17 protein-coding genes and 1 tRNA gene are annotated in these 13,254 nt (G+C 70.5%); 8 read left to right on the top strand and 10 right to left on the bottom strand.

The window, feature by feature from the left end:
- Positions 1-81 precede the first annotated feature (81 nt).
- Entirely contained in the window at positions 82-684 is a 603-nt protein-coding gene (locus C469_RS03760) for an NUDIX hydrolase (RefSeq protein ID WP_008003994.1), read from the bottom strand.
- Between the two features lie 170 nt (positions 685-854).
- On the opposite strand from C469_RS03760, the gene proS reads away from it, so the two are divergent.
- The 3 genes from proS (at position 855) to C469_RS03745 (ending at position 4,976) form a co-directional block, all read left to right on the top strand.
- On the top strand, positions 855-2,330 hold the full coding sequence (proS, locus tag C469_RS03755; protein ID WP_008003992.1) for a proline--tRNA ligase: 1,476 nt from the start codon (positions 855-857) through the stop codon (positions 2,328-2,330).
- 123 nt (positions 2,331-2,453) lie between these two features.
- The gene (locus C469_RS03750; protein ID WP_008003989.1) at positions 2,454-3,695 is read left to right on the top strand and encodes a hypothetical protein; all 1,242 of its coding nucleotides are present in this window, start codon (positions 2,454-2,456) and stop codon (positions 3,693-3,695) included.
- 135 nt (positions 3,696-3,830) lie between these two features.
- On the top strand, positions 3,831-4,976 hold the full coding sequence (locus tag C469_RS03745) for a helix-turn-helix transcriptional regulator (RefSeq protein ID WP_008003988.1): 1,146 nt from the start codon (positions 3,831-3,833) through the stop codon (positions 4,974-4,976).
- A gap of 15 nt (positions 4,977-4,991) precedes the next feature.
- Here the strand turns inward: C469_RS03745 and C469_RS16695 are convergent, their stop codons facing one another.
- The 6 genes from C469_RS16695 to C469_RS03720 form a co-directional block, all read right to left on the bottom strand.
- Positions 4,992-5,123, bottom strand: coding sequence for a rubrerythrin-like domain-containing protein (locus tag C469_RS16695; RefSeq protein WP_147587247.1), 132 nt, complete (start codon positions 5,121-5,123; stop codon positions 4,992-4,994).
- Between the two features lie 242 nt (positions 5,124-5,365).
- Positions 5,366-5,438, bottom strand: a tRNA-Thr gene (locus tag C469_RS03740).
- Positions 5,439-6,054: 616 nt separating this feature from the next.
- The gene (locus C469_RS03735) at positions 6,055-6,444 is read right to left on the bottom strand and encodes a hypothetical protein (RefSeq protein ID WP_008003986.1); all 390 of its coding nucleotides are present in this window, start codon (positions 6,442-6,444) and stop codon (positions 6,055-6,057) included.
- Complete coding sequence (locus C469_RS03730) at positions 6,431-6,652, bottom strand: hypothetical protein (RefSeq protein WP_008003984.1); 222 nt, start codon at positions 6,650-6,652, stop codon at positions 6,431-6,433. The genes C469_RS03735 and C469_RS03730 overlap by 14 nt, the downstream gene beginning before the upstream one ends.
- 114 nt (positions 6,653-6,766) lie before the next feature.
- Positions 6,767-7,756, bottom strand: coding sequence for a class I SAM-dependent methyltransferase (locus C469_RS03725; RefSeq protein ID WP_008003982.1), 990 nt, complete (start codon positions 7,754-7,756; stop codon positions 6,767-6,769).
- Positions 7,757-7,903: 147 nt separating this feature from the next.
- A complete protein-coding gene (locus C469_RS03720) occupies positions 7,904-8,182 on the bottom strand; it encodes a ribonuclease P protein component 4 (RefSeq protein WP_008003981.1) in 279 nt (92 codons plus the stop codon).
- A gap of 134 nt (positions 8,183-8,316) precedes the next feature.
- Between C469_RS03720 and C469_RS03715 the strand changes: the two genes are divergently transcribed.
- From C469_RS03715 to C469_RS03695, 5 genes are all read left to right on the top strand, one after another.
- Positions 8,317-8,511 (top strand): methytransferase partner Trm112, encoded by a 195-nt coding sequence (locus tag C469_RS03715; RefSeq protein ID WP_082230107.1) that lies wholly within the window; start codon positions 8,317-8,319, stop codon positions 8,509-8,511.
- Between the two features lie 59 nt (positions 8,512-8,570).
- Positions 8,571-9,152, top strand: coding sequence for a DUF7524 family protein (locus C469_RS03710; RefSeq protein ID WP_008003977.1), 582 nt, complete (start codon positions 8,571-8,573; stop codon positions 9,150-9,152).
- A 78-nt stretch (positions 9,153-9,230) separates the two neighbouring features.
- Positions 9,231-9,419, top strand: a complete 189-nt coding sequence (locus tag C469_RS03705) for a hypothetical protein (RefSeq protein WP_004050211.1) — start codon at positions 9,231-9,233, stop codon at positions 9,417-9,419.
- A 21-nt stretch (positions 9,420-9,440) separates the two neighbouring features.
- The gene (locus tag C469_RS03700; protein WP_008003975.1) at positions 9,441-9,893 is read left to right on the top strand and encodes an RNA-binding protein; all 453 of its coding nucleotides are present in this window, start codon (positions 9,441-9,443) and stop codon (positions 9,891-9,893) included.
- Between the two features lie 78 nt (positions 9,894-9,971).
- A complete protein-coding gene (locus C469_RS03695) occupies positions 9,972-11,414 on the top strand; it encodes an FAD-dependent oxidoreductase (RefSeq protein ID WP_008003974.1) in 1,443 nt (480 codons plus the stop codon).
- Between the two features lie 28 nt (positions 11,415-11,442).
- Here the strand turns inward: C469_RS03695 and C469_RS03690 are convergent, their stop codons facing one another.
- From C469_RS03690 to C469_RS03680, 3 genes are read right to left on the bottom strand one after another with little or no spacing between them, the layout of a single operon-like run.
- Positions 11,443-11,976 carry a hypothetical protein gene (locus C469_RS03690; RefSeq protein WP_008003972.1) on the bottom strand — a complete coding sequence of 178 codons (534 nt, stop codon included), beginning with the start codon at positions 11,974-11,976 and terminating at the stop codon, positions 11,443-11,445.
- A complete protein-coding gene (locus C469_RS03685; protein ID WP_008003970.1) occupies positions 11,973-12,467 on the bottom strand; it encodes a phosphopantetheine adenylyltransferase in 495 nt (164 codons plus the stop codon). Before C469_RS03685 ends, C469_RS03690 begins: the two co-directional genes overlap by 4 nt.
- A 59-nt stretch (positions 12,468-12,526) precedes the next feature.
- A complete protein-coding gene (locus C469_RS03680; protein WP_008003968.1) occupies positions 12,527-13,186 on the bottom strand; it encodes a winged helix-turn-helix domain-containing protein in 660 nt (219 codons plus the stop codon).
- Positions 13,187-13,254 lie beyond the last annotated feature (68 nt).

Genomic DNA, 13,254 nt, shown 5'->3' with positions numbered 1-13,254 from the left:
GACGTTCGTCGAGAATTTCCGGCCGGCTATCTATAAGCGATCGCCTCGATCCTCAAAAGTGGTCACCACGCCGCCAACCGTTTAAATGGGCAGCTCCGCGTCGGCCCCGACGACTCGGTCGACCTCCTCGGGCGCGCGCCAGTCGGTCGTCCGTTCTAAGAGCTGTACGACCATCCGGCCCGTCACGCCCCAGACGGTGTAGCCGTCGACGTGGAAGAAGTGGACGCGGTGGTCGCCGTACTCGGGATGGCCGACGCGACGCTCGGTCTCGTAGTTCGCGGGGTCGGTCAGCCCGCTGACGGGGAGGACCGCGATCTCCGCGACCTCCGACTCGTCGGGGACGTACTCCCGGTCGGGCGCGACGCCGACGAACGGCCGGATCCGGTACGCGGAGGAGGTCCGCGTGTCGTCGAGCCGGCCGACGACGTCGACCTCGTCGGGCCGCATCCCGACCTCCTCGTCGGCCTCGCGGAGCGCGGTGTCGGTCAGGGTCCGGTCGATCGGCTCGCGGCCGCCGCCGGGGAAGCTCATCTGTCCGGGGTGTTCGCCGAGGTGGGCCGCGCGCTTGGTGAACAGCAGGTGGGCCTCGCCGCCCCGCTCGATGACGGGCGCCAGCACGGCCGCCTCGCGGCGCGCCCGGGTCACCGCCTCGGGCGTGTACCGACGCAGCCCCGTCAGGTCCATACCGGCGGTAGGTCCCCGGACGGGGTTAACGTTTCTCCGTGTTCCGGCGATCTGAAACGATCGCGAGCGCGGTCGACGAGGAAGGGCGGCCGTCGGAGGGGGGCGGCGGTTCGGGACGCGTCCGCACGGGTTCGGACGTTTTAAGCACGCGACCGACCCTTCACACGACAATGAGCGACGACGACCAGGAGCTCGGCATCACCGAGTCCAAGTCACACAACACCGGCGAGTGGTACGCCGAGGTCGTACAGAAGGCGGGGCTGGCGGATTACGGCCCGGAGGGAATGAGCGGCTTCATCGTCACCCGGCCGCGCGCGTACGCGGTCTGGGAGCGCCTCCAGGGGTTCCTCGACGCGAAGTTCAAAGACACCGGGGTCCAGAACGCCTACTTCCCCCTCTTCATCCCCGAGTCGTACCTCGAACGCGAGAAGGACATCGTGGAAGGGTTCGACCCCGAGGTCGCGTGGGTGACCGAGGCCGGCAACAAGGAGCTCGAAGAGCGGCTCGCGGTCCGGCCCACCTCCGAGTCGATCATCACGCCGTACATCAGCCAGTGGGTGCGGAGCCACCGCGACCTCCCGCTGCGCGTGAACCAGTGGTGCTCGGTCGTGCGGTGGGAAGCGACGGAGACGAAGCCGTTCTTCCGCACGAAGGAGTTCCTCTGGCAGGAGGGCCACACCGCGCACGCGACCGCGGAGGGCGCGTGGGACGAGACGATGACGCGGCTCGACCAGTACGCATCGGTCTACGAGGACCTGCTGGCGATGCCCGTTTTAAAGGGTCAGAAGCCCGATCACGACAAATTCCCGGGCGCGGAGACGACCACGACCGTCGAGGCGCTGATGCCGGACGGCAAGTCGGTGCAGGCGGGCACCTCTCACCACCTCGGGCAGTCGTTCGCGGAGGCGTTCGACATCACCTTCTCCGACGAGGACGAGGCGGAGCGGCTCGCCCACACCACCTCGTGGGGGCTCTCGTGGCGCGCGCTCGGCGCGCTGATCATGACCCACTCCGACGAGCAGGGGCTCGTGCTCCCGCCCGGCGTCGCCCCCGAACAGGTCGTCGTGGTCCCGATCTGGCAGGAGGACACGAAAGACGACGTGCTGGAGTACGCCGAGGGCGTCGTCGACGACCTCGACGAGGCGGGGGTCCGCGTCGACCTCGACGACCGCGACGAGCGCAACCCCGGCTTCAAATTCAACGAACACGAGCTCAACGGCGTCCCGCTCCGGATCGAGATCGGTCCCCACGAGGTCGAGGACGGCGAGCTCACCCTCGTCCACCGGCCCGACGGCGAGAGCGTCGTCGAGGACCGTGACGGGGTCGTCGAGACGGTCCGCGACCACTTCGACGAGATCTACGCGAAGCTGTACGCCGCCGCCGAGGAGACCCTCGACGGCGAGGTGCGCGAAGCCGACGACCGCGCCGACATCCTCGGGACGCTCGGCCAGCACGGCGGCTACGTGAAGGCCCCGTGGTGCGGCGACGAGGCGTGCGAGGAGCCGATCAAGGAGCCGATGGCCGCCGAGATCGTGATGGTCCCGTTCGAGGACGACGACCCCCTCGCCGAGGCGGACCACGACGAGACCTGCGCGATCTGCGACGACGACGCCGAGCGGACGGCGTACTTCGCGAAGTCGTACTGAACCGGAGCTCGCCCCGCTCGACTCCCGCTCTCGTTCACCCCGCCGCAGTCCCCCGTTTAATCCGCGTTGATCCGGCTTAACGGAGATCGGTTTATATACGGATACGTCGCGTACCGTCTGGTAATGAACCGAGGGATCGCGCTCGTCGCCGTCGCGGTCGTGTTGGTCGCCGTCGCCGGGATCGCCGCGGCCGGCCCCGTCGGGACGGCCGTCGCGCAGGACGATCCGGCGGCGACGAACGAGACGGACGGAGGCGGCGAGACGGGGACGGCGAACGAGACCGACATCAGCCCCGGAGAGCGTCTCTCCGGCGTGATGGGCGTCCAACGCGCCGAGATCGCCGGCGAGGTCGAGTCGCGGGCCTTCGAGGTCGGGCTCAACCGGACCGAGTCCGACGAGGAGCGGGCGACCCTCGTCGCAGAGCGGCTCAACCGGACCGAGCAGCGGCTCACCGCGATCGAACGCCGACAGCGCGAGCTCCGCGAGCTCCGCGACGCCGGAGAGCTCACCCGCGGCGAGTTCGCCGCCCGCATGGCGGAGACGGGCGCCCGAGCCGAGACCGTCAAGCGCGAGGCGAACCGGAGCGCCGCCGTCGCCCGCGACCTCCCCGAGCCGGTCCGGCGGGCACAGGGCCTCGACGCCGATCGGCTCGACGCGGTCCGCGAGCGGGCGAACGGGGTGGGCGGTCCCGAGGTCGCGGCGATCGCTCGCGGCGTCGCCGGGGAGGGCGTCGGCCGGCCGCTGGCGTCGGAGCGCCGCGGGCCGCCCGCGGACGCCCCCGGAGCCCGGTCCGGAACCGGGAACGCGAGTGGACCGGAAACCGGGAACGGGACCGGACCGGGAGCCGGCGGCCCGCCCGGCGGCGACGGACGACCGGGAAACGGCGGCCCGTCGGCCGGTGACCGCGCTCCGAGGAACGGCGGCGGACCGTCGGGGAACGCGACCGGTCCTGCCGGAGCGGGGAACGGTTCGGACGCGGGCGGGAACGCGACTCCGCGGAGCGCAGCGGTCGAGGGATCGACCTCCGGAAACGAGACGGGTCCGAACGACGGGATGACTGACGACAACGAGACGAACGCCGGCTCCGGCGACAACGGGACGAATGCCGCCCCCGGTGACAACGGGACGAATGCTGCCCCCGGTGACAATGGCACGAACGCCGGGTCCGGCGGGGACGGATCGGACGGTGCTCCCGCCGATTCCGAAGCCGGAGCGCGTTCCGCTGCCGGCGACCGACGGGCCGGGATCGGGTCCGCCGCCGCCACCGCCGTGGCGGAGGTCGAGACCCTCGCCGGTCGCCTGACGGGGTCGTGGGCGCACGGAACCGATACCCTCCGGCGGATCGCCCTCGGGGTCGATGGATAGGCCGGACGGCGGGGGGGCGCGTCCGGAGTCGATCGCCGGCTCCCGAATGCGTAAGACGGCGACGAGCCGCCGAGCCGCGTCCGGGCGTCGGCCGTGATAGGAAGCGATTTATCCGAGCCTCGTAACTGCCCGTCCGTGCAGCGAACGGTGCTCCTGTTGGCCGTCGTCGCCGTGCTCGTCGCCGGCGTCGGCCTCGCGTCGACCGGAGCCGCGCAGAGCGGTGCCGGCGTCCCCGCCGGCGGCTTCGAGCAGATGGACGTCGACCCGGACGACATCCTGATCGAAGTCGCGGTCGAACCCGACGGCGACGCGGTCTGGGAGACCCAGTACCGGATCCGCCTCGCGAGCGACGACGAGGAGCAGGCGTTCGAGGACCTCCGGGCGGACGTCGAGTCGGACCCGGCGGCCTACACGGGACGGTTCGGCGACCGGATGTCGTCGACCGCGGCCGTCGCCGAGAACGCGACGGGGCGCGAGATGGCCGTCACGAACACGACCGTCACCGCCGAGCGGCGCGAGCTCCCGCAGTCGTACGGCGTCCTCACGTACCGGTTCGAGTGGCGCAACTTCGCGGCCGTCGACGGCGACCGACTCGTCGTTGGCGACGCGATCGACGGGCTGTTCCTCGACGAGACCACCTCGCTCATCGTCTCGTGGGGCGACGGCTACCGGCTCGGCGACGCGTCGCCGTCGCCGGCCGAAACCCGCGACGGCGCGGTCGTCTGGCAGGGTCCGGTCGACTTCACGGAGGGGCAGCCGCGCGTGGCGATCGAGCCGGAAGGCCGCTCCACCGGGCCGCTCCTCTTCATCGCGCTCGGGCTGCTCGCGGCGGTCGTCGCCGTGATCGGCTACCGACGCCGTCCGTGGGAGAGCCCGGCTTCGAGCTCGCCGCCGGACGCGCCGGGCGCGACCGTCAACGGGCCGACGGACGACGGGACGGGTTCGGAGCCCGAGGGCGACACGACCGAGCCCGAAAACGACGGCGACGCGGACGGGGAGCCCGACGCGGCGGCGCCGGTCGACGGCGACCTGTTGAGCAACGAGGAGCAGGTGCTCCGGCTCATCGAGGCCAACGGCGGCCGAATGAAACAGAAGCGGGTCGCCGAGGAGCTCGACTGGACCGCCGCCAAGACGAGTCAGGTCGTGACGGGGCTCCGCGACGAGGGCGACCTCGACGGGTTCCGACTCGGGCGCGAGAACGTTCTCTCGCTGCCCGACTACGACGCGGCGCAGGACAACGGCGGTGGGGACGGAGCCGAGCGCGACGCCGACGAGGAGTGAGTTCGCCGTCCTCCGTCACAGGTCTCGCGACCGACCGAGGTGTTGGAGCTCGCCGCCGCACTCGCAGGTACCGTCCGACTCGGAGCGCGCGCCGCATTTGAAACACTCGTACACTTCTCGACCGTGAGTCTCTGATTCTGGTCGCATATCGTGAGTATTGTTACCGAGGGGTATAGATTCGGCCCTAATATTATTTACAGACTATAATCAGTCTCCCGTCCCTCCGTGACTGAATGATCGATTCGATGGGGAAAACGCGGGCCGCCGAGCGATTTCAGCGGCGAAAACGGAGATTACGACTACTCTGCTTCGCTTTCTCCCTCCCCGATTCGAACTCTCTCGGACGAACTCTCCCGCAGCTCTTCGACTCCACTTCGTTCCGTCAGAAGAGCCGGAGGAGGGATTTGAACCCTCGACCTATTCCTTACGAAGGAATCGCTCTGCCAGCTGAGCTACTCCGGCGCGCGTCTTACCATTCCCGAACGGAAAAATAAGGGTTCCGAAACCGCGGCGCCACGGACGGGCAGATCACGGGACACCGACCGGGTCGGGGTCGTCGATCGCGCTCGATCGGTCATCTGCGTTCGTTCCGAAATTCCTTCGGTATTGTCCGGATCACCGTGTAGAGTGAGCGATCGTCACAGGAATATAAGGAAAAAGCATATATACCTGATTGGTCTTCGATCGAAGTGTGACAACACCGATCGTGCGCCGCGATGGCGGGGATCGACTCCCCCGACGGTGTCTGCCCGGTCGGAGCCCGTACCGGGCGTCGCTCGTCCCGTCGGTCGCGACCCCCACCGCGACTCGGCGCGGCAGTCACCCCTATCAGCGATCAGACACGGCTGGCGTGTGATCCACGTCTCCGACGTGCCAAGCGCGAAATCGCCTCTGGCCCCGACCGTCTCGCGGCCGTGGACTCTTGTCATGTGACGGGCCCGCAGCCGTCCGACCCGTGGCGTTCCCGGGTGGGGCGGCGGTCACGCTGTCGACACGTACCCTCAATCTCGCCAGCGGTTGCTGGCGGGCGTCGCGTTCGAAACCCGGCGGTACCGTCGGGCCGCCTCGACGACTCCCCTTACTCGAAGAGCCGCCGCGGCGCGCTCGCGGCCGCGGAAAGTCCGCTCACCGCGGCTCCGACGGCCCCCGCGAGCCGCGCCTCCGCCGGCGCGACGCCGAGCTCGCGGGAGAGCAGCCCCGGGCGGGCGTCGGCGCCGAGGACGGCGACCGTTCGCCCTCGGACCCGTATCTCGGTGGTGAGGTCCGTCGCGGTCAACAGCGCGGCCGGACCGCGGGCGTCGGCGTCGCCCGGCAGGCTCCGAGCGACTCGGATCGCGTCGCGGACCGTCGCCACCTCGACGAACAGGCGGTCGCCCGTCGAGCGGAGCTCGAGCTCGACGCCCGCGACGGTGAGCGTCAGGTCCTCCGTGGTGACCGAGAGCGGTGCCCTCGCGTCAGTCCTGTTCACGGGTCGTGACCCGAACGGTGCCGTCGAGTCGCCAACTGGCGTGTTCGACGTCGTCTCCCGTGCCGCTCGGGACGTCGACGCTCATGTCCTCGAACTCGTAGACGATCTCTGCGTTGCGGCCCGTCAGCCTGTCGTAGAGTCCGATGGCGAGGTCGGGCCACGTCGTCGTCTCGTCGATGCGCTCTTCCGGATCAGTGGTGTCGCTCATACGAACTGAAACGCGCTGCAGCGGGATAAACCCGTTACCTAACTGAAACGATTGGCGAGCGGACCGCGGACGCCGGGCCGCGAGGAGCACGGCGCGGAGCGGACCGAACCCGGCTCACGCCCGCGTCAGCCTGACGTCCAGACAGACGTTGTACTCGTGGGGCGCGTACGACCGGACGACGCGCTCGGTCTCGACGCTCGCGTCGTACGCGTCGCCGGCGGCCGCGCGGATCGCCCGCGTCCCGGGACCGAACGGGTCGTCCTCGTGTTGGATGTCGTAGTAGTGGACGACGCAGTCGTCGCCCGCCAGCCGAACGGCCGCGTCGAGGAACTCGTCGGCGGAGTGGGGGAGATTCATCACGAGCCGGTCGGCCGTGTCGGCGTACTCGTCGGCGATATCCCGCACGTCGTCGGCGATCGCGGTCACGCGGTCGGCGACGCCGTTGCGCTCCGCGTTTCTCCGGAGGTACTCGACCGCGCGCTCGTTGAGATCGCAGGCGACCGCGTCGGCGCCGCGAGCGGCCATCGGGACAGCGTAGGGGCCGACGCCGGCGAACATGTCGACGACCGTCTCCTCGGGAGCGACCTGCTCGATAACGCGGTGGCGCTCGGTGGCGAGCCGCGGCGAGAAGTACACCTCGGCCACGTCGAGCAGGAACTCGTGTCCGTACTCGCGGTGGACGGTCTCGGTGCCGTTTCCCGCCAGCACGTCCCACTGGCGGACGCGCAGCTCGCCCTCGATCGGGGAGGCCCGGTTGAGCACCGTCTCGCAGGGCACGTCGGAGGCCATCACCGCGTCGGCGATCTCGCGGGCGCGCTCCTCGTCGTCCTCGTCGACGATGACGATGTCGCCGAGCCGCTCCAGCGAGGGCTCGTAGCCGAGGATCGCGGCGGGGGTCCGCGGGCGGTAGCGCTCGGCGGCGTCGCGCTCGACGACCGTCGCGGCCAGGTCGGCGGGGACCGCCTCGGAGTCAGTGACCGGGATGTAGATCGTGTCGCCGTCGACCGCGATCTCGTGGTCGCCGTCGAGGGCGTCGGCGTCGGCGAGCCGCTCGCGCACGGTTTCGCCGCGTTCGCGCTCGACCGCGACGCAGGGGACGCTCATTGTCGCGATGAGGCGGGGCGAGCCATAAACGCTGACGCTTTGGCGGTCCGCGGGCGCTTTGGCGGTCCGCGGGCGCTTTGGCGGTCCGCGGGCGCTTTGGCGGTCCGCGGGCGCTTCGGCGGTCCGCGAGCGCTTTGGCGGGCGCGATCAGTCGAACGGGTACCGCGCGGTCGATCCGCACTCGCGACAGCGGACGACCACTCGTCCGGGGCGGAGCCGGACGCGGCTCGTCTTCCCCGGGCGGAGGTAGACGCCGCAGTCGTCGCAGGTCTTCCGGGAGAACTCGGCGGGGACGCCGCAGCGGTTCCGCTCCGCGACCCGGCGCGCGAGCGCGACGTACTCCCGCGCGCGGTCGTACTCGTCGTCGACGACGGCCTCGCGGGCGAGCGAGAACAGCCGGTCGATCCGTTCCGACGGGATCCCCATACCTCGCCGGGGGTGACGGACCGGCAAAGTCGTTGCCATCGAGGAGCGGCCCTCCGGATGCCCCCCGAACCCCCTCGGAGCCGCGCACTCGCCAACCCGCACGCTTTTTTAACGGCCCGCGCGAACGACGCGGTATGAAGGAATCCCTGATGGACGTCGTCTGCTGCCCGCTCGACAAGGCCGACCTGGAGCTCGACGTCGACGAGCGCGACGACGAGGAGATCCTCGCGGGGACGCTCACGTGCACGGAGTGCGGCGAGACGTACCCGATCGAAGACGGCATTCCGAACCTCCTCCCGCCGGACATGCGCGAGGAGGCGGCGGCGTAAGGGAGCGAGGCCCCGTTCCGTACTGCACCTTTTTTTAGTGTGAGTGCGTCGACCAGAGCGTGTCGACACTCTCCGTCGAACTGAACGGGGACGCGGTCCACTCGATCCGGGCGCCCGACCGGTTCGAGGCGACCGGCCCGTTCGCCGTCGCGCTCGAGAACGAGGGCCGTTCCACGCACGTCCACCTCCACTTCGACGACGACCTCGACCGGGTCGCGTCGGTGGCCGAGACGAACCACTTCGTCGACGACGAGTCCACGAGACACGTCCACGTCGCCGTCGACGACGTGACGGAGCCGGTCCGCGGGAAGCTGAAGATCGTCACCGGCTACGGCTCCAACACCCGGTACGTGAACGTCCGGATCGACCCGCCCGAGGAGACCGTCCCCGAGGAGGTCGCCGTCGACGAGGCGTTCACGAAGCCGCCGGAGCGCCCGCCGGAGGTCTCTCCCTCGCAGCGCGCGGCGAACGCGGTCGACCGGCTGATCGAGCGGGGCGGGGTGCCCGCGGCGATCGCGGCGTTCCTCGCGCTCGCAGCCGGGGTCGCCATCGCGCTGGCGCTCGACAGCGCGGTCGTCTCGGTGGTCGTCGCCGTCGTCCTGGTCGTGTCGCTCGGGGCGGCGCTGCTGGCGGCGTGGTGAGGGGATCGGGCGACGCGACGGCGACAACCGATCGCCGCGAATCCGGGCGCTTTTAAGCGTGCCAGCGGAAGGAAGCGCATGAGCTTCGAGAAGGAAGACGAGGTCGTGCTCCACGACAAACACAGCGAGTACGACGGCGAGACGGGCACGATCACGCAGGTCATGGAGACGATGTTCGGCGACGCGACCTACACGGTCAGCTTCGAGGACGGTCAGGAGACCGGCGTCCCCGAGGACGCTCTCGACGCCGTCGAGAGCGAGGAGTAGCTCTCCCCTTTTCCGACCCGCATGCCCAAAGTCCCCTTCCACTACGTCGACCTCCGGGCGTTCGCGTACGCCACCGAGGACGAGAAGCGGGTCGCGGACGCCCTCCGGACGTTCCTCCCCGATGAGGTCGAGCTGGACCGCGTCGAGAACGTCGGTCACCACGGCGACCGGATCGTCGTGCTCTCGGCCCGCGTCGAGAACGCCGACGGGATGCGTCACGTCCTCGACCGGCTCTCCGGACTCGACGAGGTCGACCGCGTGATCGACGAGCTCGACCAGCGGGTCGACGACAACTGCGCGCTGTTCCTCCGCGTCGACAAGCAGGCCGCGTTCCGCGGCGAGGTCCGCCTCGGTCCCGGGATCACCGTCCGCGCGAAGGTCGAGGCGTACCCGGCGAAGAAGGAGGCGGCCGTCGAGAACGCCCGGGAGACGCTCGGGCGGCTGGCCGACGACGGGGACGACGGCGATACGTAGCCGGCACCTCGTTCCGTCGACGCGCACGCGTCGCACCCCCGGCGTGCCTTTTTGTTACCGCCCGCCGTCGATGGCTCCATGAGCGATCCGTTCGTCGTCGTGGGTGCCGACGCGGCAGGGCTGAGCGCGGCCAGCAAGTTCCGCCGCGAGGCGCCCGACCGCGACGTCGTCGTCTTCGAGATGGGCCAGTGGATCTCGTACGCCTACTGCGGGATGCCGTACTTCATCGAGGGGCGCGTCGAGCGCATGTCGAACCTCCTCTCGCTGTCGCCGAGCGAGGTCGCCGACCGCGGGATCGACCTCCGGCGCGGCCACAAGGTCGTCGGCGTCGATCCGGACGCGAAGACCGTCGCCGTCGAGACGACCGAGGGCGACTCCTTCGAGCAGGCGTACGACGACCTCCTCGTGGCCACCGGCGGCCGCGCGTCGACCGGTCCCTTCGACGTGCACGGGGTGGACGGGGCCTTCACCCTTCACAACATGGACACCGCGGCCGCGATCGACGCGTACGTCGCCGAGCCGGACGCGTACGACCCCGACCGCGCCGACGTGAGCGCGGTCGACCGCGAGCGCGTCGACCGAAACGCCGCGATGGAGGCTCCCGAGACGGCGGCGATCGTCGGCGGCGGCTACGTCGGCGTCGAGATGGCCGAGGCGCTCGTCGGGCGGGAGCTCGACGTGCACCTCTTCCACCGCTCCGGGCACATCCTCTCGGACTTCGGCGAGGCCGTCGGCGAGCGCGTCGAGACCGAGCTGGACGCGAAGGGCGTGACGGTCCACACGAGCGCCCCGGTCGAGGAGCTCGTCGGCGACGGCCGGATCGAGGGGATCGCGTTCGGCGGCGCGGACGGCGCCGAGACGCTCCCCGTCGACATGGCGATCGTCGGCGTCGGGATCCGCCCGAACACCGAGCTCCTCGACGGGACGGGAGTGGAACTCGGCGCGGGCGGCGCGGTCCGCACCGACGAGTACGGGCGGACGAACCTCCCCGACGTGTACGCCGCGGGCGACTGCGCGACCGCGGTTCACGCCGTCACCGGCGAGGAGGCGTGGATGCCGCTCGGGCTCACCGCGAACCGGGCGGGGCGGGCGATCGGCGCCACCGTCGCCGGCGACCCGTCGCCCGTGGGCGAGATCGCGGGCACCGCGGTCGTGAAGGGGTTCGACATGGAGGCCGGCCGCGTCGGACTCGTCGGAGACGAGGCGGCCCGCGAGGCCGGCTTCGACCCGGTCCGCGAGACGGTGACCGCCGGCTCTCGGTCGGGCTACTACCCCGGGGCGGCCCCGACCGACGTGACCCTCGTCGCCGACCGCGACACCGGGCGCCTCATCGGCGGGAGCATCGCGGGCCCCGACCGCGCGGCCATTCGGATCAACACGCTCGCGACGGCGCTGGAGGCGGACATGACCGTCCCGGAAGTCGAGCGGCTGGACCTCGCGTACGCGCCGCCCTTCTCGCCGGTGTGGGACCCGATCCTCGTCGCGGCGAAGGTGCTCAACGGGACGCTCGACGGCGACTGAGTCGTCGCGTCAGGTATTCGCGGTCGCGTCAGTCGTCTGCGGTCGCCTCTTCGGTCGCCTCCGCGTCGCGTTCGCCGGCACCGTCGCCGATTCCGGCGACGACGCGCCCGACCGCGTAGCCGGCGACCCCGACCGCGACCGCGGCCGCGACGGCCAGGCCCAACGATTCGACCAGCGCGACGAAGACGGGGATGGGGTCGAAAAGCGGTATCGCGTACGGTTCCGGCCCCGAGGTTCGCAGGAGAATCCCCGCGAAGGGGCCGTACGCGAGGAGGGCCGCGGGGAGCGCGCCACCGCCGACAGCGGCGAAGGCGACGACGCCGACCGCGGTCAGGGCCGCGAGCGCCCCTGCGACGGGGGCCGCGAGGCCCTGTGGAACTCCCGTCGCTCCCAGCGAGGCCGCCGCGTCGGCCGCGATTCCGACCGCGTCGAAGGCGACGTACGAGACCGCGAAGCCGACCGCGCTCCAGACGGCGGCGCGCTCGAATCCCGCGTCGCCGAGGGCGACCCGAGCGAGGGCGGCGAAGCGTCCGGAGCCGTCGTGGTCCTCGTCCCCCGTCATTCCGGGCGAGTCGCCCCCCGCCCCTCTCGGTCGGGGGTGAGGTTTCCGTGTTCGTCGATCTCGCCGGCGACGATCCGGGTCGAAGAGATGCGCTCGCCGTCCTCGGCCTCCACGTGGTCGACCACGACGAGTTCGAGGGGGTCGTGGCCGCGCTCGCGGCGGATATCGTTGATCTGTTCGCCTCCCTCTCTCGTCTCCGGGGAGACGATCAGCGCGTCGAACTCGGGCTCGACGGCGATGCCGGTCGGGTCGGTCAGCTCGCGGATCTCGAACTCGTGACCGTGCTCGTCTGCGAGGTCGCTCAGCTCTGCCTCGAGGTCGCGCTTCCGGCGGTCGTACGGGCGGACGTACCGCTCGACGTGTCGGGTCTTCGGCGCGAGCTCGTCCGACGTGAGCCCGACGGTCACGTCACCCAGCTCGAACGCCCGTTCGAACAGCTTCCGGTGGCCGTCGTGAACGGGATCGAACGTACCACCCAGCGCGACGTTCATGCACAACGGTTGCGCGGGCGGGACTTAAAACGTCTTGAACCGAGAGCGGCCGGTCTCGCCTAGCGGTCGCCCTCGTCTCCGTCGCTTTCGCCCTCGGTTTCGTCGTCGCCGATCGGTTCCTCGTCGGCGTCACCGTTCTCATCGCCCTCGGCTTCGTCCTCGTCGTCGTCGCCGACCGATATCTGCACCGGCTCCGTGTCGCCGTCGGGGGATTCTCCCCCCAGCCGGCGGTCGAGGTTGAAGACGGCGTTGAGCTCCCGCTGGACGTCGCCGACGACGCCCTGTACCAGCTCGCTCGGCGCGATCGCCTCGTACTCGTAGGGGTTGTTGCCGGCGCCGCTCGCCTCCCGCTTGTCGCGGTCGACGGTCCCCTCGTCGTGGAGCTCCGCGAGCGCCTCGCGGACCGTGCTCGGGTAGAGTCCCGTTCCGTCGGCGACCTCGTCGCTGGTGCTGTTCGGGTTGTCGCGGAGGAAGACGTAGATCCGCGCGCGGGTCTCGGTGTCGAGCAGCCACGAGAGGAGGTCGACGACGTTGTCGTCGAACCCCTTGACGGCCTTGTCCGCGCTCTCGCCGAGCCGCTCCTTGGTCTTCCGGAGCTCCTCGCGGGTGCGCTCGGTCGGCGACTCGTCGTCGGAAGCGGAATCGGGACCGTCGTCGTCGAAAGCGGGGTCGTCGTCGAAATCGTCGTCGGGGTCGTCGACGGAATCGTCCGTAGTCATACCGGAAACTGCGGTCCGCGCGCCCAAAAGCGTTTCTCGTCGTTTCGCTTCCGACGGAACGGGGGCGG

This window comes from Halorubrum lipolyticum DSM 21995 (genome assembly GCF_000337375.1).
GTDB lineage: Archaea > Halobacteriota > Halobacteria > Halobacteriales > Haloferacaceae > Halorubrum > Halorubrum lipolyticum.
This window is presented reverse-complemented; position numbering and strand designations above follow the sequence as displayed.